16 protein-coding genes, 1 tRNA gene and 1 pseudogene are annotated in these 22,059 nt (G+C 64.8%); 7 read left to right on the top strand and 11 right to left on the bottom strand.

The genetic code is table 11. From position 1 onward, the window contains the following. Positions 1-271: 271 nt before the first annotated feature. Both NVV93_RS16710 and NVV93_RS16715 read left to right on the top strand, forming a co-directional pair. A complete protein-coding gene (locus tag NVV93_RS16710; protein ID WP_258251762.1) occupies positions 272-937 on the top strand; it encodes a M15 family metallopeptidase in 666 nt (221 codons plus the stop codon). Between the two features lie 404 nt (positions 938-1,341). Then, positions 1,342-2,013 (top strand): hypothetical protein, encoded by a 672-nt coding sequence (locus NVV93_RS16715; RefSeq protein WP_258251763.1) that lies wholly within the window; start codon positions 1,342-1,344, stop codon positions 2,011-2,013. A gap of 297 nt (positions 2,014-2,310) precedes the next feature. On the opposite strand, the gene NVV93_RS16720 is transcribed toward NVV93_RS16715, so the two are convergent. From NVV93_RS16720 to fdnG, 7 genes are all read right to left on the bottom strand, one after another. Then, positions 2,311-2,406 (bottom strand) — tRNA-Sec (locus NVV93_RS16720). A gap of 43 nt (positions 2,407-2,449) precedes the next feature. Continuing rightward, complete coding sequence (gene selB / locus NVV93_RS16725; protein ID WP_258251764.1) at positions 2,450-4,366, bottom strand: selenocysteine-specific translation elongation factor; 1,917 nt, start codon at positions 4,364-4,366, stop codon at positions 2,450-2,452. Further along, a complete protein-coding gene (selA, locus tag NVV93_RS16730) occupies positions 4,363-5,769 on the bottom strand; it encodes an L-seryl-tRNA(Sec) selenium transferase (RefSeq protein ID WP_258251765.1) in 1,407 nt (468 codons plus the stop codon). Before selA ends, selB begins: the two co-directional genes overlap by 4 nt. 272 nt (positions 5,770-6,041) lie before the next feature. Further along, a complete protein-coding gene (gene fdhE / locus NVV93_RS16735) occupies positions 6,042-6,971 on the bottom strand; it encodes a formate dehydrogenase accessory protein FdhE (protein ID WP_258251766.1) in 930 nt (309 codons plus the stop codon). Positions 6,972-7,261: 290 nt separating this feature from the next. Then, entirely contained in the window at positions 7,262-7,897 is a 636-nt protein-coding gene (locus NVV93_RS16740; protein ID WP_258251767.1) for a formate dehydrogenase subunit gamma, read from the bottom strand. Between the two features lie 128 nt (positions 7,898-8,025). After that, a complete protein-coding gene (fdxH, locus tag NVV93_RS16745) occupies positions 8,026-8,961 on the bottom strand; it encodes a formate dehydrogenase subunit beta (protein ID WP_258251768.1) in 936 nt (311 codons plus the stop codon). An 11-nt stretch (positions 8,962-8,972) separates the two neighbouring features. Continuing rightward, positions 8,973-12,050 (bottom strand): formate dehydrogenase-N subunit alpha, encoded by a 3,078-nt coding sequence (gene fdnG / locus NVV93_RS16750; protein ID WP_258251769.1) that lies wholly within the window; start codon positions 12,048-12,050, stop codon positions 8,973-8,975. Between the two features lie 283 nt (positions 12,051-12,333). On the opposite strand from fdnG, the gene NVV93_RS16755 reads away from it, so the two are divergent. Both NVV93_RS16755 and NVV93_RS16760 read left to right on the top strand, forming a co-directional pair. Then, positions 12,334-13,581, top strand: a complete 1,248-nt coding sequence (locus NVV93_RS16755) for a DUF1835 domain-containing protein (RefSeq protein WP_375162934.1) — start codon at positions 12,334-12,336, stop codon at positions 13,579-13,581. 359 nt (positions 13,582-13,940) lie between these two features. Then, the gene (locus tag NVV93_RS16760) at positions 13,941-14,390 is read left to right on the top strand and encodes a DMT family transporter (protein ID WP_258251771.1); all 450 of its coding nucleotides are present in this window, start codon (positions 13,941-13,943) and stop codon (positions 14,388-14,390) included. A gap of 37 nt (positions 14,391-14,427) precedes the next feature. Here NVV93_RS16760 and NVV93_RS16765 read toward each other — a convergent pair whose 3' ends face one another. The 3 genes and pseudogenes from NVV93_RS16765 to NVV93_RS20220 all read right to left on the bottom strand — a co-directional run. After that, complete coding sequence (locus NVV93_RS16765; protein ID WP_258251772.1) at positions 14,428-16,122, bottom strand: carboxylesterase/lipase family protein; 1,695 nt, start codon at positions 16,120-16,122, stop codon at positions 14,428-14,430. A 232-nt stretch (positions 16,123-16,354) separates the two neighbouring features. Further along, a complete protein-coding gene (locus tag NVV93_RS20215) occupies positions 16,355-17,092 on the bottom strand; it encodes a methyl-accepting chemotaxis protein (RefSeq protein WP_375162935.1) in 738 nt (245 codons plus the stop codon). Positions 17,093-17,266: 174 nt separating this feature from the next. Then, positions 17,267-18,286 (bottom strand): annotated as a pseudogene (locus NVV93_RS20220) (cache domain-containing protein); the annotation flags it as partial. Between the two features lie 353 nt (positions 18,287-18,639). On the opposite strand from NVV93_RS20220, the gene NVV93_RS16775 reads away from it, so the two are divergent. The 3 genes from NVV93_RS16775 (at position 18,640) to NVV93_RS16785 (ending at position 19,550) form a co-directional block, all read left to right on the top strand. Continuing rightward, entirely contained in the window at positions 18,640-19,116 is a 477-nt protein-coding gene (locus NVV93_RS16775) for a CBS domain-containing protein (protein ID WP_258251774.1), read from the top strand. 124 nt (positions 19,117-19,240) lie between these two features. Continuing rightward, a complete protein-coding gene (locus tag NVV93_RS16780) occupies positions 19,241-19,375 on the top strand; it encodes a hypothetical protein (RefSeq protein WP_258251775.1) in 135 nt (44 codons plus the stop codon). A gap of 34 nt (positions 19,376-19,409) precedes the next feature. Continuing rightward, positions 19,410-19,550 carry a diguanylate cyclase domain-containing protein gene (locus tag NVV93_RS16785; RefSeq protein WP_258254403.1) on the top strand — a complete coding sequence of 47 codons (141 nt, stop codon included), beginning with the start codon at positions 19,410-19,412 and terminating at the stop codon, positions 19,548-19,550. 12 nt (positions 19,551-19,562) lie between these two features. Here the strand turns inward: NVV93_RS16785 and pbpC are convergent, their stop codons facing one another. After that, on the bottom strand, positions 19,563-21,923 hold the full coding sequence (gene pbpC / locus NVV93_RS16790) for a peptidoglycan glycosyltransferase PbpC (RefSeq protein ID WP_258251776.1): 2,361 nt from the start codon (positions 21,921-21,923) through the stop codon (positions 19,563-19,565). Positions 21,924-22,059: the final 136 nt, after the last annotated feature.

Genomic DNA, 22,059 nt, shown 5'->3' on the forward strand with positions numbered 1-22,059 from the left:
CCCCGACTCGCCCCTTCGCGAATAAATTCGCTCCTACAACAGCCGCAGGACGAGCGGTCGCCGCCTACGCGCTCGCACCATCAACCCACCCCAGCGCCGATGCTGCCCCGAGTGCTTCTGCTTACATCCCCTCGCCCCTCCGGGGAGAGGGCTAGGGTGAGGGGAAACAGGCAACGCCGATCAACCGCCCAACCATGGTTCGTAAGATGGGTGGGGCCTCCCAGGTCGAGCGCAGCAATACCCATCGAATCAAACTCCCACGGAGGACTGGATGAAAAAACTCTTCGCCCCCGCCCTCCTCCTAATCCTCGCCGCCTGCACTACCCAGCGCCCGGCCGACCTCATCTACCTCGACCAAACCCTCTGCTGCGCCCTCTACGAAGTCCGCTACTACAGCGGCGACAACTTCGTCGGCCGACGCATCGACGGCTACCACACACCGCGCGTCATCCTCAGCCAAGCCGCCGCCACGGCTCTCGCCGCCGTCGAACGCGACGCCCAGCAACACGGCCTGCGCCTGAAAATCTTCGATGGCTATCGCCCGCAACGGGCCGTGGACGACTTCAAACACTGGGCCAGCGACCCGCGAGACACCCGGATGAAAGCCCACCTCTATCCCGACGTGGACAAACCGCAGCTGTTCCACCTCGGCTACATCGCAAAAAAATCCGGCCACTCACGGGGCAGCACCGTCGACCTGACCCTAGTCGACACCAAGAGCGGAAGGGAACTGGACATGGGCAGCCCGTTCGACTTTTTCGGTCCCATCTCCCACCACGACACTTCGCTGATCAGCCCCGCGCAGCGCCACAACCGCCAACTGCTGCGCGACCTGATGCGCCGCCACGGCTTCGAACCCTACGCCGCCGAATGGTGGCACTACCGCCTGCGCGACGAGCTCTATCCAGACACCTACTTCGATTTTCCGGCGCAGTAGCGGCGGGCGAGAAATGGCAGAAGGCAGTGGGAGTCGAGCTCGCGCTTTGTGAGAGCCAGTGTGGGTCATGCCGCGTCATTGCTGGCGCGAGCATTTTACCAAGAGTGGTCAATGGCCATTGCGAGCCTTCAGTTTCGAATTTTTATCGACACTACGGACATTCGCGAGCCAACCCGCTTCGGGTTCTCTCGCTAGGGTTTTTCGGCATTCATTTCTCGCCAGAATCGACATTCGTTGCTGTTGTATCGGTCGTCGAAGGCTTTCTGCTGGGACTGTTTCGACCCTTTGCGGACGTTCGGAAGCGTCCACAAAAACAGGGTCGATTCAGTCTTAACGAAAATCTAAATAAACGATAGCTTTGCCATGCAACGCTAAAAGGCGAAAAAATATTGCAGGTGTCACCGATGAAGACCGTGCTTCTCGCATTTTTTATTTTATGGATGACCGGATGCAGTCAGCCTGACGAAGCCACATCGCAGTTTGGGTGTGGAACGATCGGCGATTCCGAGGTGAAGTTTGAGAAAGAGTTTTATTATTTTTGGGTTAGCTACAAAGGCGATAGCGACTGGGAGAGAGGGAAAGCACGCCGTTCGCGAGGCTGTAAAGACGAAATCAGCAGTTTGAGTCTTGAGGTTTATTGGCCTGATTTTACTCCGGCCGGAAATTTACCAATTCAATCTGATCCAAATCCCGACCACATAACCATAAAAATTGACTCAGTTGTTTCCGGACAAACTGATTTTTCGAGATTCTTGTCTGCAAAAGCTGGAGTTGGAGTCTCACAGGTCAGCAAGTCCATGTTTAATGAAAGTCTCGGCCTGTATCGGTTTACGAGGAGTCTTGAAGGGAGAGAGGAGGAGTACTACTGGAGAATAGATGGCTCGAAGGTTGATTTATTTATGACCTGTCGGCTTGTGGGTCTAGAGAATGCACGTAGGTGTGAGCTAATTCAGTACCTGCCGAATAAATCAGCCGCCGTAACTATTAGTTTTGACGGTGTTCTTCTAGGTTCATGGGGGCAGGTTTCAAGCCAATCACTCCGATTTATTGAAGTTCATTCAATTAAAAGGAGTTAAAAATGACGCAAACTGAATCGCCCCTAATTTTGTCGACATCTCCTTGCGTCTGCTTCTGGCCGATTTCTGCCAGTTGCCACCGGCAGCTTAGGGTCAAAACTGCCCTCCTCGAACGGTAGCTTCTGGCCGCGGGCTACCGGTCGCGCCTTCGGCGCCGCATGGTCAAGGCGAATGCAAAGTCAGCACGCATGCAGTCGAGGTCTGGGGGCAGGTACGCTGACAATTCGATACTTGGCCTCAACAGCCTGAGCGAACCACGCTGAGGTGCCCATAAATAGGGGCCTCCAGACAGGGAAATGGCGGAAGGCAGTGGGAGTCGAACCCACCCAGGAACGGCTGCCGTCCCCCACCGGGTTTGAAGCCCGGCCACGCCACCGGGCGTGATTGCCTTCCATGTACTGGATTTACCGCTCCTACTTCGCACCTCCCTCGCCTCTCAGCCAGAGCCAGAACTCATTGCCAGCGCCGAATCAGCTCTGATCTTGCGCTCGTTGCCATGCCGCCGCGTAAAACCAATCCGGTCGAAGTATTCGAGTATCTGGACGCTGCGTTTGCGGCCGGCGCCGATGCGGTCGCGGAATAGGGCGGCGGCGATTGAGTCGGTTTCGTCCTGCATCTTGGCCAGCACTGCGGCCAGTTGGCGGATGGTCGCTTCGGGGTAGAACAGATCCTTGACCACCTGATGCAGCAGGCCGAGGCGCGCGAGCTTGCGCAGCAGCAGGCGCACCTCGGCGTCGCTGTGCTCCAGCGCGCCGGCCAGTTCGCGCACCCAAGGTGGGTCGAAGCCGCCGGCTTCGAGCAGCGGCCAGAGGCGTTGGCGCAACGCTTCGTCGGCTTCGCTGAGCTGCACTTGGTGCTCGGGCAGGTGCAGCCAGGGGCTGCTGCTCTGCAGGCGGCCGTCGCCGAGCAGGTTGTCCAGCAGGGCGATGAACACCGGTCGTTCCAGGTGCGAAAAAGCGTAGCGGCGCAAGCGGTCGCGGTCCGGGCCTAGCTCGTCGGGCTGTTCGGCATGAAAGCGCGCCAGACCTTCCAGCACGTCGATCTGCAGCGCGGTCCAGCGAGCCGTGGCGAACAGTCGTGGGCCCTGGCGGGTGTTCGCGGTGCAGACGGCCACCGGCAGTTGCCAGGTGCCGGCGGCGCGGTTGAACTGGCGCTCCAGCACGGCGGGGTCGAGGCCGTTGTCGGCGCGCTCCAGCAATACCGGCAGTGCGGCCTCCAGGTTCGTCGAGCGCAGAGCCTCGAGTTGTGCCAGGCGCTCCGGGCTGCGGCGGCCGCGCGCCGGGGCGAAGGGATCGAGCACCCGGCCGCCGCCAATCGTGCGCTGCGCCGACTGGTCGCGCAGCACCAGGCGGTCGCCATGCACGGCGTGCGCCGGGGCGTTGAGCAGCAGCTGGGCGAGGCCGTAGTCACCGGGCGCCAGGCGCTCGCTGTCGAGCAGTGCGACGCGAGCGGTGACGTCCTGGGCGCCGAGGTGCACGTGCACCGGCGTCCAGTGCGCCAGCGCCCGCGTTTCGCTGGCCAGAACCCGCAGTTGAATGTCGATCCGCGTGGTCGGTGCGTGCAGCACCGGCGCCAGCAGCCAGTCGCCGCGCTGGATGCGTTCCAGCGCCTGTTTGTCGCCGGCGACGTTGAGGGCAACCCGCTGGCCGGCGCCGGCGTGCTCAACGTTAAGGCTCTGCGCGCGCAGGTCGCGTACCCGCAAGCGCAGGCCAGACGGGCTGAGCAGCAATTCATCACCAATCCGCACCTGGCCGGCGAAGGCGGTGCCGGCCGCCACCAGCCCGGCGCCGTCGACAGTGAACACGCGGTCCACCGCCAGGCGAAAGTGGCCTTCGGCGCGCCGTTCTCCGGCCACCGCGGCGTCCGCCGCCAGGGTCAGGCGCAGCATGTCGATGCCGCTTCCGGTGATGCTCGACACCGGATGGATCGGCGCACCGGCGAAGGGCCCGCCGGCCAGCAGGCTACCGATCTGCTCGCGCACTTCGGCGACGCGCGCGGCGTCGACCCGGTCGACCTTGGTCAGGGCCACGCGCGCGCGGGGAATGCCCAGCAGTTCGACGATCGCCAGGTGCTCGCGGGTCTGCGGCATCACCCCGTCGTCGGCGGCAACGACCAGCAGCACCAGGTCGATGCCGCTGGCCCCGGCGAGCATGTTGTGGATGAAGCGCTCGTGGCCCGGTACGTCGATGAAGCCCGTGAGCGCTCCGTCGCCAAGGTCGGCGTAGAGGTAGCCGAGGTCGATGGTGATGCCGCGCGCGCGCTCGGCCGGGCGACGGTCGCCCTCGATGCCGGTGAGGGCGCGCAGCAGCGCGGTCTTGCCATGGTCGATGTGCCCCGCCGTGCCGACGATCAAACCGACGCCTCCGCCAGCAGGGCCAGTTGGCCGAGGAAGGCCGGCTCGTCGTCGAGCTGGCGCAGGTCGAGCCACAGGGCGTCATCGTCGAGACGGCCGAGCACCGGAATCGGCAGGCTGCGCAGGAACTCTTCCAACGTTCGCAGGGCGCGCCCGCGCAGGCGCTTGGGTTGTTGCGGGCGCAGGCACAAGGCGGCGCTGGGCAGGCGGGCGACCGGCTGCGCACCGCTGCCGATCATCCCTAATGCCGGTTCGACGCTGACCTGCCAAGTAGTGCCGAGTTGCGCGGCCACGGCGGGCAGCAGGTGTTCGGCCTGAGTCTGGATTTCCGCCTGTGGTCGGCTGAGCAGGCGCAGGGTGGTCAAGCGCTCGGCGAGGCGGTCCGGGTCGCGGTACAGGTTGAGCACCGCTTCCAGCGCGGCGAGGGTCAGCTTGTCGACACGCAGGGCGCGTTTGAGCGGGTTCTTTTTGATCTTGGCGATCAGCTCCTTGCTGCCGAGGATCAGCCCGGCCTGCGGGCCGCCGAGCAGTTTGTCGCCGCTGAAAGTGACGATGTCGGCGCCATCGGCCAAGGCCTCCTGCACGGTCGGTTCCTTGGGCAGGCCCCAGCGCGTGAGGTCGAGCAGGCTGCCGCTGCCGAGGTCTTCCAGCAGCGGCAGGCCGTGGGCGTGGGCGATGGCCGCCAGTTCGGCGGTCGGCACGCTGGCGGTGAAGCCCTGCACGCTGTAGTTGCTGGTGTGTACGCGCATCAGCAGGCCGCTGCGCGGAGTGATCGCCGCCTCGTAATCGCGGGCGTGGGTACGGTTGGTGGTGCCGACTTCGACCAGCTTCACGCCCGCGCGGGCCATGATGTCGGGGATGCGGAAGGCGCCGCCGATCTCGATCAGCTCGCCGCGCCCGATCACTCCTTCCTTGCGCGCGCCGAGGCTGTTCAGCGCCAGCAGCACCGCGGCGGCGTTGTTGTTGACCACGGTGACGGCCTCGGCGCCGGTCAGCTCGCGAATCAGCCCAGTGATCAGGTCGTCGCGGTCGCCGCGCTTGCCACTGGCCAGGTCGAATTCGAGGTTTAGCGGGTAACGCGCGGCCAGGGTGATCGCTTCGATCGCTTCGTCTGGCAGCAACGCGCGGCCAAGATTGGTGTGCAGCACGGTGCCGGTGAGGTTGAACACCCGCCGCACCTTGCTCGCGTGACCGGCCGCCAGGCGTTCGCCGGCGCGTCCGGCGAGCACCGCTTCGCTGAGTTCGACGGCGGCGAGGTGGCCGTGGCGGGCCGGCTCGCGCAGTTCGTCGAGCAGGTCGCGCAGAGTTTTCAGCAGGGCATCGCGGCCGTAGCGTTGGTGCAGCGGCGAACAGGCCGGGCTGCGCAACAGGCGGTCGATGGAGGGCAGGCGAATGGCAGTCATGCACGAGTCTCGTGACGATTTACCTTCACCAGTGTAGGCAGGGATCGCGTGGGGTTATGGAATAGAGGCAGAACGGGGGAGTTGCCTGATACTCCGGATTGCATCCGGTCTACGGCCTGGCAACCGCGCAGCCCATCGACAAACACAGGCCTGTAGGGCGGGTGCAACCCGCCAAGGTTCACCACTCGCGGGTTGCACCCGCCCTACGTCACTCTTCCCTCTCCCCCAGCCCCTCTCCCGTGGACGGGAGAGGGGAGGAAAAGCAAATCGCGTCAATCGCTGCCGCCGGGTGCGAGCAGCAGGTTGGGGGCGCGGCGCTGGAAGCCTTCCTCGTTCAGGCGCAGGTCGAGGTCGAGGCTGGCGAGGTCGTCGGCTTGGGCTTCGGCGTGAGCGTCGTGGTCGAGATAGAACTGTTTCAGATAGCCCTGGCAGTTGGGGCAGGCCTCGGCGCGGATCGGCGCATGCTCACCCTTCACGCCGTCACGCTCCAGGGACAGATAGGTGAGCTGCTTGCTCTCCTGGCAATGGCTGCATTTGACCCGCACGTAATGCCACTCGCAGGAGCACAGCGAACAGGCCAGATAACGCAGGCCGGCCTGTTTGCCGCGATGGCGGATCAGCCCGGTGACCGGCGGCGAGCCGCAGGCCGGGCACAGGGTCTGCGCCTCGGACTCCACCACCGCGCCGTCCGGCAAGGCCAGCAGCCAGTGACTGAACGCGACTTGCAAGGCCGCGCCGAGGAACGGCACCAGCGCCGCCGGGAGCAGATCAAACTGGCCGCTGAGCAGGCCGATCGCCCAGGCTTTGCGCTGGCCGCTGTCGGCGCTGTGCAGCTGTTCCAGCGCGGTGGCGACGAGCGGATTGCGCGCCTGATAAACCTGCAGCAACGCATCCAGCGCCGGCAACCAGCCGTCGGCGCGCACCAGCGCCTCGAAGGCCAACGGCGGCATGCGGTGCTCCTGGCTCAGGGCCAGCGCTTCGGGTGTCGGGCCGGGTAGCTTAGGCGGGATATCCAGCACCTGTTGTTGGGCTTCGCAAAGCGCGGCGATCAAGCCCAGATAGCCGGCCAATGGATGACCTTCGGCGAGGTGCCGCAGGCGTGCGGCGCGGAGTTGGAACAGGTCATGCAGCGGCAGGTTGAAGAGCGGCGGAATATTCGCCGCGGCTTCGATCTGGCCGGATTCGAGAATGATGCCTGGCACGCAAGGACTCCTCGCAGGGTTGAGGGCTTGGTTAGAGCGTAGGTGGTTATAGGCGACCGTTGCTGAAGTCGGGAGGCTGCCGGATTGGATTCAGGTGGCTGTCTGGCTACAGGCCGTTGGGCATCGCTACGCTCAGCGCCAACCTACGGGGAAAGGCGCCGTTGCGGGGTGGTCGTAGGTTGGGCTGAAGCGCAAGGCGCTGATGCCCAACGCGGAACCTGCGGCTGGCGTGAGTCGTTGGGTATCGCTGCGCTCAACGCCAACCTACAAAAGCCCGCACGTCGCCTTGGTTACGGCTTGCCGTCGCCCTTGCCTTCGGTCATTTGCCGATACCAGCGCCGGTGGTGTTTGCGGGCCCAGCCGCGGCTGACCCAGCCTTGGGTCATGGCGCCGACCGAGCCTTTGATCCAGATACCGGCGTAGATATGCACGAGGATCGAGGCGATCAGCACGAAGGCCGCGAGCGCATGAGCCAGCGCCGCCACGCGGATCAATTCGATGCCGAACCAGTGACTGAAGTACTCGCGCCAGATCACCACCCCGCTTAGCAGCAGCACCAGCATGCACAGGATCAGGGTCCAGAACAGCAGCTTCTGCCCGGCGTTGTAGCGCCCGACTTCCGGCAGGTTTTCCTCGCGGTTGTTGACCACGTCGCGCCATTGCTTGAGCCATTGCCCGTCGCTGCGGTCGAGGCGGTTGTGGCCGGCGAAACGCACCGCCAGCCAGAGGAAGAACAGGAACATGCCGATGCCGAGGAACGGATGCAGGATGCGCGTCCACGGCCCGCCGCCGAACAGGTTGGTGAGCCAGAACATCGCCGGATGAAACAGCGCCAGCCCGGACAACCCGGCGAGCACGAAGAAGATCGCCACCGCCCAGTGATTGGTGCGTTCGGAGGCGTTGTAGCGCTGGATGTCTTTGTTCATCGTCGACTCCTGAACTTGCTCAGTCTCCCCTCTCCCACCGGTGGGAGAGGGGCCGGGGGAGAGGGTCGTCAGGCGACACGGTCCTCTCCCCAACCCTCTCCCATAAATGGGAGAGGGAGCTAACAGGCCTACCGCGGCGCCTTGGGATCAAAGGTGTGCACGGCCGGATCGACCTGATGCACGGCCGATTCGCCGACCACCACGCCCGGCTCTTCGTCTTCCTCGACCACGTTGCGGCCGACCCGGATGTAGTGGAAGAAACCGACCAGGGCGACCATGCCCATCGCCAGCAGGCCGATCGGTTTGCTCACTCCCTTCCACAGGCTGACCACCGGGCTGATGTGCGGGTCGGCGGGCAGGCCGGCGTACAGCGCCGGGGTGTCGGCGTGGTGCAGCACGTACATCACATGGGTGCCGCCGACGCCTTCCGGGTCGTACAGACCGGCGTGCTCGTAGCCGCGCGACTTGAGATCGACGATGCGTTCCTCGGCGTGCACTTTCATGTCTTCCTTGGTGCCGAAGACGATGGCGCCGGTCGGGCAAGTCTTCACGCAGGCTGGCTCCAGGCCCACCGACACGCGGTCGGAACACAAGGTGCACTTGTAGGCCTTGTGGTCCTTCTGCGAGATGCGCGGAATGTTGAACGGGCAGCCGGTGATGCAATAGCCGCAACCGATGCAGTGGTCCTGGTTGAAGTCGACGATGCCGTTGGCGTACTTGACGATCGCCCCGGGGCTCGGGCAGGCCGCCAGGCAGCCGGGCTCGTCGCAGTGCATGCAGCCGTCCTTGCGGATCAGCCATTCGAGGTTGCCGTCGCCGCGGACGTTTTCGGTAAAGCGCATCAGGGTCCAGGTTTCTGCGCTCAGGTCCGCCGGGTTGTCGTAGGTGCCATGGTTCTGGCCAACCTCGTCACGCAGATCATTCCATTCCGAACAGGCAACCTGGCAGGCCTTGCAGCCGATGCACTTGGACACGTCGATGAGCTTGGCCACCTCGTCCATCTGGCGCACCGAGGGCATCGGTGTGGTGGTGGCGGAGCGGGCGATGATGTCTTGTGAGGCCATGGCTCAGCTCCTTATGCCTTTTCCACGTTGACCAGGAACGACTTGAACTCCGGCGTCTGCGTATTACCGTCGCCGACGAAGGGGGTCAGGGTGTTGGTCAGGTAGCCGTTGCGGGCCACACCGGAGAAACCCCAGTGCAGCGGGATGCCGACCTGGTGCACGGTTTTGCCGTCCACGGTCAGCGGTCTGAGGCGTTTGGTGACCACCGCCACCGCCTTGATATAGCCGCGATTGGAGGACACCTTGACCCGCTCGCCAGCGACGATGCCGAGCTCGCCGGCCAGCACTTCGCCGATCTCGACGAACTGCTCGGGTTGGGTGATCGCGGCCAGTCGGCAGTGCTTGGTCCAGAAGTGGAAGTGCTCAGTGAGCCGGTAAGTGGTCGCCGCATAGGGGAACTCGTCGGCCTTGCCGAACAGCTCCATGTCGCCCTTGAACACCCGTGCCGCCGGACTGCTGGTGGCCTGCGGATTGTTCGGGTGCAACGGGTTGCGCCCGATCGGCGTCTCGAACGGCTCGTAGTGCTCAGGGAACGGCCCCTCGGCCATCTTGTCGATGGCGAAGAAACGCGCCACCCCTTCCGGGTTCATGATGAACGGGCTCATGCCCGCCTCCGGCGGCACGTCGACCTTGAAGTCCGGCACGTCGGTACCGGCCCAGGCCTTGCCGTTCCACCACACCAGGCGTTTCTTCACCGGGTCCCAGGGTTTGCCGGACACGTCGGCCGAGGCGCGGTTGTAGAGAATCCGCCGGTTGGCCGGCCAGGCCCAGGCCCAGCCAGCGGTCTGGCCCATGGCGTAGGGGTCGGAGTTGTCACGCCGGGCCATCTGGTTACCCAACTGAGTCCAGGAGCCGCAGAAGATCCAGCAGCCGCTGGCCGTGCTGCCGTCGTCACGCAGCAGAGCGAAACCGGGCAATTGTTCGCCGGCCTTGGCCAACACGGCACCGCTGGCTGGGTCGCTGACATCGGCGAGCGCCTTGCCGTTGTACTCCTTGGCCAGTTCGTCCGGGCCCGGCTCTTCGGGCTTCAGATACGCCCAGTCGAGGCCGAGGATCGGCGCCGGAAAAGCCCCACCGTCTTTCTGATAGGCGCTACGCAGGCGATGGTACAAACCCGCCATGACGAAGATATCCGTACGCGCCTGGCCGGGCGGTTCAGCGCCCTTCCAGTGCCACTGCAGCCAGCGCCCACTGTTGACGATCGAGCCGTCCTCTTCGGCGAAACAACTGATCGGCAGGCGGAACACCGTGGTCTGGATGTTCGCCGTATCGACTTCGTTGTATTCGTCAGCGTGACGCCAGAACTCCGAGGTCTCGGTGGCCAGCGGGTCCATCACCACCAACCATTTCAGCTTGGCCAGCGCGGCGCTGACCTTGGCCTTGTTGGGGAACGAGGCCAGCGGGTTGAAGCCCTGGCAGAAGTAACCGTTGACCTTGCCCTGATACATCATGTCGAAGTAGCGCAGCACATCGTAGCCGCCGGGCACATCGAGCTTCGGCAGCCAGTCGTAGCACCAGTTGTTCTCGACGCTGGCGTTCTTACCAAACCAGCTTTTCATCAGACTGACGTGGAACTTGCCATAGTTCTGCCAATACGACATCTGCCCTGGGCGCAGCGGCTTGCTCGCGCGCTTGGCGATATAGGCCGGGTAATCCTGCTCGGCATCCATCGCCAGAGTCAGGTAGCCGGGCAGCGAATTGGACAGCAGGCCGAGGTCGGTGAGGCCCTGGATGTTGGAGTGACCGCGCAGGGCATTCATGCCGCCGCCGGGCATGCCGATGTTGCCCAGCAGCAACTGGACCATGGCGCCGGTGCGGATCATCTGCGAGCCGACCGAGTGCTGAGTCCAGCCAAGCGCGTACATGATGGTCATGGCCTTGCCGGGCGCCGAAGTCTCAGCGATCTCCGTCCAGACCTTGAGCATGGCGTCCTTCGGCGTGCCGCAGATGCTGCTGACCAGGTCCGCGGTGTAGCGGCTGTAGTGCTGCTTCATCAACTGGAACACGCAACGCGGGTTTTCCAGGGTCGGGTCGACCTTGGCGAAGCCTTGCTCGTCCAGCTCATAGCCCCAGGCGGATTTGTCCGGGTAGGTACGCTTGGCGGCGTCGTAGCCGTTGAACATGCCGTTCTCGAAGCTGAAACCTTCCTTCACGATGAACGACACATCGGTGTAGTTGCGTACGTATTCGTGCTGGATCTTGTCGTGTTCGATCAGGTAATTGATCAGCCCGCCAAGGAAGGCGATATCGGTGCCGGTGCGGATGGGCGCGTAGAAATCCGCCACCGAGGCCGAACGGGTGAAACGCGGATCGACCACGATCAGCCGAGCGTTATTGTGCGCCTTGGCTTCGGTGACCCATTTGAACCCGCAGGGATGCGCTTCGGCGGCGTTGCCGCCCATGATCAGCACCAGATCGGCATTCTTGATGTCGGTCCAGTGGTTGGTCATGGCTCCTCGGCCAAACGTCGGGGCAAGACTTGCCACCGTCGGGCCGTGTCAGACACGCGCTTGGTTATCGAATCCCAGGATGCCGAGAGAACGCATCACCTTATGGGTGATGTAGCCCGCTTCATTGGACGAGGCCGAGGCCGCCAGGAAACCGGTGGTCAGCCAGCGGTTGACCGTCAAGCCGTCGGCATTCTTCTCGATGAAGTTGGCGTCGCGGTCTTCTTTCACCAGTTTGGCGATGCGATCGAGCGCTTCATTCCATTCGATGCGCTTCCATTCCTTGGTACCGGGCTCGCGAACTTGCGGATACTTCAGGCGGTTCGGGCTATGGATGAAATCCAACAGACCGGCGCCTTTCGGGCAGAGGGTGCCGCGGTTGACCGGGTGGTCGGCGTCGCCCTCGATATGGATGATGTTTTGCGCGACGTTTTTCGCCGCATCACCCTGGCTGTACATGATCAGGCCGCAGCCGACCGAACAGTAGGGGCAGGTGTTGCGCGTCTCGATCGTGCGCGCCAGTTTGAAATGGCGCACCTGGTCGGCGAAAGCTGCCGGGGGAGCTACCCCCAGAGCCGCCAGGCTCGATCCTCCAAGGCCCACAGCGCAGACCTTGAAGAACTGTCGACGGTTCATGTCCATCGTGGCTCTCCTGCATCAGGCAGTGGATGCCCGGGGCATTGCCGGGCATCTCGCCCCATAGAGGGTAGCCCTCCCCCAGTATTAATCCAGCAGCGCTCTGGGTAGGCGCATCCAGGCCCATCGGCTATAGTCGGGCACGGCGTTCGCCACGCCACCCGTCCGCGGAAAGGGCTGCGCCCAGGCTGCATTTGCCGACTTCGTCATACGACTCCCGGCCTCCCAGCGGACAAGGCCAGCCATAGGGGTTCGTATGTCCACGCCACGTTTGTCCACGCCACAACCCATCCGCTACGCCACGGCCTGCCACGACGGCCGCATCAATCTCGAACAGCAACGCAAACGCGCCAAGGAACTGCTGCGCCAACTGAAGGCCGCCGACCCGCAGGCTTGGCAGGCGATGCGCACGCATAGCCTGGCCAGCACACCGGCTGAGGTGCGCCTGGCCGATGCGCAATGCCTGATCGCCCGCGAACTGGGGTTCGCCAGTTGGCCGAAGCTCAAGGCGCACCTCGACGCGGTCGCCTTCGCCGCCCGCCAGCCGAATTTCCGCGCCGACGATGAAGCCGCCACGCTGCACCTGCGCTGCGGCAACGACATCAGCCATACGCTGCGCCTGGCCGGTTTTCAGGGCGAGTTCCACAGCTTCATCGATCCGCTGGTGATGGGCCCGGTGCCGGACTTGCCATTGCCCGAGTACCTCGCGGTGCGCAGCGAATTTGTCGCCGCGACCTTCGCCATGAACGCCAGCGACGTGCTCGCCGGTTCGCAGCGCGAATACGCCTTGCTCGAGCGCCTGCACGAGTATTCGCGGGTGGTGCTGTGGTGCGAGGCCGATGCCTACGACCAGTTGTTTCTGATCCGCGTCCTCGCCGGGGCGCAGCAACTGCCGGAGCGTTTTGAACTGATCGAAATCGACCGCGTACCAGGAGTCGAGCGCTTTATCGGCATCGGCCAACTGGCGCCCGATCTACTGGCTTGGCTGTGGCCGCAACGCCGCGTGTTGGGCACCGCCGCCATCAGCCTGGCGCGCCAGGCATGGAGCGCCTACAGCAGCGCCGATCCACGCGTCTGGGCGGAATTGGCTCAGGCCGAGACACCGGCGCTGCCGTTGCTCGGCCCGGCCTTGCGGCGCCAGCTGCAGGAGTTGCCGGGCATCCATGACGGTCTGTCGTTGACCGAGCGACTCAGCCTGGGTCTGGTCGCCGAACGGGAACAGCCGACCTTCGGCCTGGTATTCGCCCAACTGATGAGCCGCGCGGAGCCGCTGCCTTATCTCGGCGACATGATGTTCCATGCGCTGCTACGCCCGCTGCTCGACTCAGCGACGCCCCTACTGCGCGAAGAGCACCCCGAACTGCCCTGGCCGAAGCGCCCTCTGCAACTCACCGAGCTGGGTCGTGAGGTGCTGGCGGGGCGGCGGTATTGGCTGGACTGTGATGCGCCCGAACGCTGGGTCGGCGGCGTGCGTTTGCGCGCCGGTGAGCCGCATTGGTGTATCGACGACCAAATGAGACCGATGCTGCGCGGTTGATCCCACTCAACGAGCTTAGGCTTTCGTAGGAGCGAATTCATTGGCTATGTCCCAGCTACGTGTTGAGACGTGCAGGCCCGCCAGGTGATGCCTGCGACGATGATTCGTAGGGTGGGTTAGCCGAAGGACCGGACTGGACGCCAGTGTTCCGAGTCGTGCCGCTGGTGGGTTACGCCGCTACGCGGCTAACCCACCCTACAAAAGCTTCGGCTTTCGTAGGAGCGAATTAATTCGCGAAATGGCCCGGCCCTATTCGCGGATAAATCCGCGCCGACACAACACCGCCAGCCCACGGCTCGCTCGACTGACCCGACGAATCAATTGCCGGCATAATCTTGCCTCCCGTCTGGAGATCGCTCATGCCCACTATTGCTTGGTGGTTGCTTGCCCTGCCCCTCATCGCTGGCGCCTGCCTACCGCTGCAAGCCGGTATCAATGGTCAGCTGGCCAGGCAGGTGTCCAGCGTGCTGGCCGCCGGGCTGATTTCCTTCACCGTCGGCAGCCTGGCCCTGCTGCTGCTGGTCCTCTGGCAACGGGAAATTCCGGGCCTCGACGTGCTGCGCGGGGTCAGATGGTGGCAATGGTGCGGCGGCTTTCTCGGTGTGTTCTTCATCGTCACCGCGGCCTATGCCGGGACGCGGGTCGGCGCGCTGTTGTTCATGGCACTGGTGATCGCCGGCCAGTTGGGCATGGCGCTGCTGCTCGACCACTTCGGCTGGGCCGGTTTCCGCGAGGCGCCGATCAGCCTCGGCAAGCTGCTCGGCGTGCTGGCGATCATCGCGGGTATCTGGCTGATTCGTCGCGGCTGACGAGAAAGGGGCCCGAATGGACCCCTTGGCATAGCACTTACATGAATATGCCGGCGAGCGGCAAGATCGGCCCCCAGAACAAGCATTTATGGTCGTCATTGAAATCCGACAACAACACGCTGGAGTACACCATCTTGGCCTTGCCCGGTTCCAGCATCATCACCCCCTCGCGCTCCAGGCCCAGCACGCCGTTGCTGAATGCCTTCCAGTTCGGCAAGCCCGAGCCGTTGGGGTTGCCGCCGCGGATGAAGTTGGCCCAGTAGGCGGTCATCCGCCCGGACAGTTCGAGTTGCTTTACCGACATGTTGGTCAGGTAGTAGCCAATCGGGCTCTGCCGGTTGAACAAGTAGGCCAGTTCGTCGGCATGGCTGGAGCCACGGGTGTCGTTGGAGATCGCCACCGAGGCCGGGCCGAGCGCCGGCTCGGAGTTCGGGTCGATGAACTCGTAGCCGTACACCTGGGTGTAGCGCATCAAGTCCTGGCGCAGACTCTGAGTCGCACAGGCGAAGGTGGCGTCGGTGAGCAATGCGTTGGCCGCCAGGGCTGGCGAGCCGTAGCCGATCACCGGGTAGGTGGCACGCATGCCAACCCAGGTAACGCTCGGTGCCAGCGACTGCAGGATGGTGTTGTACTGGTCACTGGTCAAACGCTGGTTATTGACGAACTCGGTGATGCCTATCGGCCCCTTGACCTCTCCCTGATTGGAGCCAATCAGGACTGGCACGCGATGAAAGTTGCCCTGGCGGATCAGCTTGCGCGGGAAGTCACCGAGCACTACACCATCGACGGTCGGCGCCCACGGCAGATCGGTCTCGATAGCACGCTGCAGCGCGCTGAAGGCGAACTGGCTGTTCTGGCCGATCTCGGCACCGCTCTTGCCACGCATACAGGCGACCTGTGTCGGGCCACTCGGGCAGCCGTTCTGGGCGGCGAAGTCGCCACCCTTGCTTAGCGAGGTGCTCATACTGTGCACCGAGCCCTCGCCCTGCTCGCCGAGCGCCAGCACGCTCTGTGCAATGGCGCGGTGGAACAGCCCGGCAGCCTTCGGCGAGGTGAGCAGCGACATGACACTGATGGCGCCCGCCGACTCGCCGGCGATGGTCACGTTGCCGGGGTTGCCGCCGAACGCCGCGACATTGCGCTTGACCCATTGCAGCGCGGCGATCTGGTCCTGCAGGCCGTAGTTGCCGGTGGACTGATCCGCCGCCTCGCTGCGCAGGCCATCCAGGGCCAGGAAGCCCATGGCGCCCATGCGATAGTTGGTCGACACCACCACCACGTTGTGTTGGTTGGCGTATTCGGTGGCGTCGTAGTTGCGCGCCGAACCGACCTGGAAGCCGCCACCGTGGATCCACACCATTACCGGCAGCTTGGACGACGCCGTGGCGTTGGTCGGGCTGGTAACGTGGAGAACCAGGCAGTCCTCTTCGCCGAGCGATGGCGAGACTTCCGAACCGCCCTGCACGCAGATCTTGCCCGCGCCAACCGCCTGCAACACGCCACCCCATGGCGCGGCCGGCTGCGGCGCCTTCCAGCGCAGCGCACCGAGCGGCGGCTCGGCGAATGGGATATTGCGGAACAGCCGGGCGTTGTTGACCACGGCACCCTCGACCCAGCCGCTGTCGATCTTCACCTGCGGCCCGGCCTGCACGGCACTCGCGGCGCCGCAGAGCAGTAGTCCGGCAAGCACGGCATAGAGCCGGAGCGGCCGTTGAACAAGCAGATTATTCATGCCTTCACCCTGAGTTTTTGTTGTTGTCGGCGGCGGGGCCGCCCGATGTGCGAGGGGGCTGCCGACTCCCAAGCGGGAGCGCAGTAAAGGCGCGGGTCAGCGGGGCTGTCGATGCCCCCTACGGGTAGGCGGCAATCGGCCAGATGCCCAAGGGGCGGGCGCTCCAGCCCATGTCAGAAGGCGTGGCTGCGACCCCGGCCGGGCCGCCGCCTACCTATCAGGGTGGGGCGGATCAGAGGCGGAAGCTGCCCATCTGCCGCGTCAGATCGTCGGCCAGGGCGCGCAGCGTCTGGCAATCGACGCGGCAGCGTTCGGTGTCGGCGGAGGTGGCGTGCGCCAGGTCGGCGATGCCCTGCACGTTACGGTTGATCTCTTCGGTCACCGACGACTGCTCCTCGGTGGCCGTGGCGACCTGGGTGTTCATGTCGCTGATGCGCTCGACCTGTTCGGTGATCGCGCCCAGTGACACGCCGGTGCGCTGGGTGGCTTCGACGCCGGTGCCGGTGGCCGCCTGGCCGGCTTGCATGGAATGCACCGCGCTGTCGGCGCCGCTCTTCAGGCGTTCGATCATCTGCTGGATTTCACCGGTCGAGTCCTGGGTGCGGCTGGCCAGGGTACGCACCTCGTCGGCGACCACCGCGAAGCCGCGCCCCAACTCGCCGGCGCGCGCCGCTTCGATCGCGGCGTTGAGGGCGAGCAGATTGGTCTGCTCGGAAATGCCGCGAATCACCGACAGCACCTGGTCGATCGACGCCACTTCATGGGCCAGTTCGCCGACCGCCACCGAGGCGTGGCCGATCTCGCCGGACATCTTCTCGATATGCGCGATCGAGCTGCCGACCACCTGACGGGCCTGCAACGCTTCACTGCGCGCGTTGTGTGAGGCCTGCGCGGCATCACTGGCGTTGCGTGCGATCTCCTGCACGGTGAGGCCCATCTCGTGCACCGCGGTGGCGACCATGTCGGTCATCTCGCGCTGCCGACCGGCGCGACCGGCGGTGTTTTCCACCACTTCGGCGACCTGGCCGACCGAGCCGCGCAGGCGTTGGCTGGTGGCCAGCACTTCGCCGATCAGGCTGCGCTGGCTTTCCAGGAAGCGGTTGAAGCCGCGCGCCAGATCGCCCAGCTCGTCGGCCCGCGACTCGTCGAGACGGCGGGTCAGGTCGCCGCCACCGCCGCCGATTTCCACCAGCGCCGCGGTGACCTGCTGCAGCGGGCGCACCAAGCCACGCGCCAGCAGCGCCACCAGACCGAGCACCAGCAGCGCCACGGCCAGACCGATCAAGCCGCTGCTGAGCATGGCCTGACGCGCCTCGGCGTAGATTTCCGCCTCCGGTACTTCGCTGACCAGACGCCAGCCGAGGCTCTTCAGCTCGCGCGACACCACCAGATACGTCTCGCCATCACGCTGGAAGCGCAGCGCCTTGCCGGCACCGCCAAGCAGTTCGCCGGCGACGTCGCCCCCCAGCAGGTCGGTCAGATTGCGGCGGTTGTTCAGCTCGGCCTGCGGATGGATCTTCACCTGGCCGCCGTCGTCGACCAGATAGATACGCCCACGCTCACCGAACTGGAAATTGCGTACCAGATCGGACATCGCCTGCATGCCGAAACCCAGCCCGGCCACGCCGAGGTCCTTGCCGTCCTGGCGAATGCGCACGTTGATGAACAGGCTCGGCACGTTGTTCGACTTGTCGATGTCGAACGACAGCTCGCGCTCCTTGCCGCTGTCGAGGAAGCCATAGAACCAGGCGTCGTCGGCCTTGCCGCGCTGCAGCGTGCGGTCGAACTTCTGATCGGTGTAGTAGTGACCGCTGTCCAGCGCGACGATGAAGGTGGTCAGCGCCTGATGCTGGCTGCGCAGCGCGTTGAGGTAGCGCTGGAAGTCGGGTTGTCGTGCCGGGTCTTCGCCACTGGCCAGCCAGTCGCCGACCAGGCTGTTGCCGGCAATGTCCGCCGCCGCCGTCAGCGGCGCGGCGAGAATGCGCTCGAGGTCGTTGCCGATCGCCTCGACGCTGGCCGGCAGCGCATTGTCGACCAGCGCCCGTTCAGCCAGCCGGTTGACCACCCAGCCGTACACGCCAATGACGATAAGAATGCTGACCAGCAGGGCCGCGCCCATGCTGAGGGTGAGTTGCCACTGGATACTGCGTTGCCAGATTCGCATGGTCCACCTGAGGAAGAGAAAGGAGTTGTATACAAAGCTGCGCACCCGCGCGCCATGCCGCTATATCGACCAACGCAGCAGTGAACTTAATATTTTGTATACAAAATCTTTACCCGGCACCGGGAAGCGGTTTCATTTGTGGTCACGTGCCTTTGGAAAGGCGAAGTACCAATCATCTGTTGCATGGTTCGTCCCAGCGCTTCTTGGATGCAGTGAGGTGTGCGTGCGCGGGCTGCACCACGTCAATGAAGTTTTCAATCAGCCCGATACAAATCTCCGTTTGGCCGTTGGCCGCCGTCTTGTTCGATCCTTGCCGTCACTGAGCTGACCGCACGATCGAACAAGGGGATTGCATGAAAACCGTGGCACAGATTCTCCAGGCCAAAACGCACCAGAACGTCCATGCCATCGCTCCCAGCTCAACCGTGCTGGAAGCGCTGCAGGTCATGGCCGAGCATAATGTCGGGGCGCTGCTGGTGCTCGACGAGGGCCAGTTGCTGGGCATCGTCAGCGAACGCGATTACGCCCGCAAAGGCGTGCTCCGGGGCCGCTCGTCCATCGGCACCCTGGTCAGCGAGATCATGAGCGTGCCGGTGATCACGGTGGCCCCCCGGCAGAGCATCCGCGAGTGCATGACGCTGATGACCGATCGCCACCTGCGCCACCTGCCGGTGGTGGATGACGGCGAACTGCTCGGGCTGCTGTCGATCGGTGACCTGATCAAGGAGACCCTGGCCGAGCAGGATGGCCTGATCCAGCATCTGGAGCAGTACATTCGCGGGGAGATAGCGGTTTCGGTTGGAGCCGGGCAATACAGTCCTGGGACATAGCCTTTGGAAGACCCATCACGGATAAATCCGTTCCTACAAGGCTGCGTCCGCGCGGTTGTGGGGCTGGAGTCGTAGGAGCGAATTCATTCGCGATGACGTCACTGCGGCGCGCTCCATATCGCGAATGAATTCGCTCCTACAAGATCAGTCGCGCCTGCATCATCCGGGTTACTTTCCCCTATGGCGGGAGTCGCAAGACACCCTGATCCGCACCCGCCTGGGCGGCTTCTACTACCTGCTCGCCTGGCTGCTGACCTGAGGCTTTTCCAGCGCGCCGCAGGCGCAACCTGCCGCTGACCGCCAGCCTCGGCGTCGGCAGCTTCGATCCGCAGTGCGACGACAGCCCCGAGGCGCTCTTCAAGCGCGTCGACAACGCGCTGTATCAAGCCAAGGCCGAGGGCCGCGACCGCATCGTGCTGGCCGACTTCGCCTGACCGCCGACGCGTTCAATCGACTACGCGGAATTCGACCCGGGCGGTCGCGCCGCTCTGGTCGAGCAAGCTGAGTTGATAGCTGCCCAGCCCCTTGAGCGTGCGACTGAGGCTCTCGCCCGGCTGGGTCTCGCCGACCGGCACCCCGTTGAGGAACCACCAGCGCTGCCCGCTGCCGCCCAGCGCGGAGAGCTGCAGGCGTAATGGCTCGGTGTTCGACGCCGGCCGGCGCAATTGATCGCCCGCGCGAATGCCGACGATCGACAACGGCGTGGCGACCGGCCCCGCGTGCGCCGGGCAGTTGGGATCGAGCGCCGGCAAGCGCGCGATGCGGCGTTCGCGACGCGGCAACCAGGGCTCCAGCGCATCCGGCCAGAACGCCAGTTCCTGGGCGCTGGCGCCGGCACAGCTAGCGTCGACCCGCAAACCCCGGGGGCTCAACCAAACCGTCTGCGCCAAACCCAAACCGAGCGGCTGATCGGCCGCCGGCAGCGTAGGCGGCACGGTGCCATCGAGCGTCCAGGCGAAGCGCTGGCGCCGGCAATTGGTGTCGTCCTTGGCCAGCGGCTGACCCAGTGGCCAACAGATCGCCGCTACGCCGATGCTCGCCGGCACCGCTTCGACCGGTGCCGCGATACCGCGCTGACCGTCGCGATTGACCAGCAAATCGTGCACCTGCAACAGCAGCGGCGCCGCCGACGCCAGACCGAACTGCTCGGGCACCGGCGTACCATCCGGGCGACCGATCCACACGCCGATCAGATAACGCGGCCCGACGCCCAGCGCCCAGGCATCGCGAAAGCCGTAACTGGTGCCGGTCTTCCAGGCCAGGCTCGGCCGCTGCACCAACTGCGCCCGTGGATCGCGGTCCGGCCGCGCCTGGCCACTGAGAATGCGCCGCACGATCCACGCCGCCCCGGGCGACAACAGACGCCGCTCGCGCAATTCATCCTGCGGCTGCAAGCGCGGCCGCGCCGCCATGCCGCCTCGCGCGAAGGCGCTGTAACCGGCCACTAACTCCTCCAGGCGACTGCCCGCGCCGCCGAGGATCAGCGCCAGATTCGGCTCGGCCAGCGGCGGCAGCGCGAGCGGCACCCCGGAATTGCGCAACTCGCCGGCAAAGCGCTTGGGCCCATAGGCTTCGAGCAACTGCACGGCGGGCAGATTGAGCGAAGTGGCCAACGCCTCGCTGGCCGACACCGGGCCACTGAAACCACTGGAAAAGTTGCCGGGCCGGTAATCGCCATAGCGGCGCGGGACGTCCTGCAGCAGCGACTCGGAATGGATCAAGCCGGCATCCAACGCCATGCCGTAGAGGAACGGCTTGAGCGTCGAACCCGGTGAGCGCAGCGCCTGGATCATGTCGACATGACCGAAGCGCTGCACATCGGCGATATCCACCGAGCCCAGGTAGGCGCGCACCGCCATGCTCTGCGCCTCGACCACCAACAGCGCCGCCGAGGTATGCGGCGGCAAGCGCGAGCGCCAACCCAGCAGCAGATCTTCCAGGCGGCGCTGCAACGCGGCATCCACCGTGGTGCGAATCAGCGGCGGGCTGCCGGGATGATTCAGCCGGCGCGCCAATAGCGGCGCCAGACGCGGCTCCTGACGCGGGGCGAGAACCACCGGTTCCTCTAGCGCTTCATCGATCGCTGGACGTGGCCACACGGCGAATTCGGCGAGGCGGCGCAGCACTTTGTCGCGGGCGACTTGCGCCGCCTCCGGATGCCGATCCGGCCGTAACCGGCTCGGCGCCTGCGGCAACACCGCGAGCAGCGCCGCCTCGCTGCGGGTCAACTGACTCGGCGGCTTGCCCAGGTAGGCCCAACTGGCCGCCGCAATCCCCTGTAGCGTGCCGCCGTACGGCGCCCGATTGAGATACAGGGCGAGAATCTGCGCCTTGGAGAGATGCCATTCCAGCTGCGCGGTGCGCCACAACTGGCGCAGCTTGCCAGCCAGGGTGCGCGAGTGCGGATCGAGCAAGCGCGCCACCTGCATCGACAGCGTGCTGCCGCCGGACACCACTCGCCCGCCACGCAGGTTCTGCCAGGCGGCGCGCGCCAGGGCCAACGGGTTGACGCCAGGGTGCTGGTAGAACCAGCGGTCTTCGTAGGTCAGCAGAGCCTGCAGGTAGTAGGGCGAAACTTCGCTGACCTCAACCGGATAGCGCCACACGCCATCCTGATCGGCGAAGCGCCACAGCGGCGTGCCATCTTCGGCGAGCACCACGCGGGCCAGATCGTCCGCCGGCAACGGCAGCGGAAACAAGCGGTCGGCGCTCCACAGCAGGCTCAGCAGCAGGATCGGTAGCCACAGCCAGGGCCGCCGCACCAGTCCATGCAGTGTCTGCGCCGCAAAATGCCGGAACCGCTTCATACCCCGCCTGCATACGGCGAAACGAAAGACACAAATTGGCCCCGATGCCGAGACATAACCACTCCAATGAACTGCACTAGGGAACTCAGGGCGGCTGCGTAGGGCCCAACTGAAACCCACGCAACGCTCATGCAGC

The organism is Pseudomonas sp. LS44 (assembly GCF_024730785.1).
Classification (GTDB): domain Bacteria; phylum Pseudomonadota; class Gammaproteobacteria; order Pseudomonadales; family Pseudomonadaceae; genus Aquipseudomonas.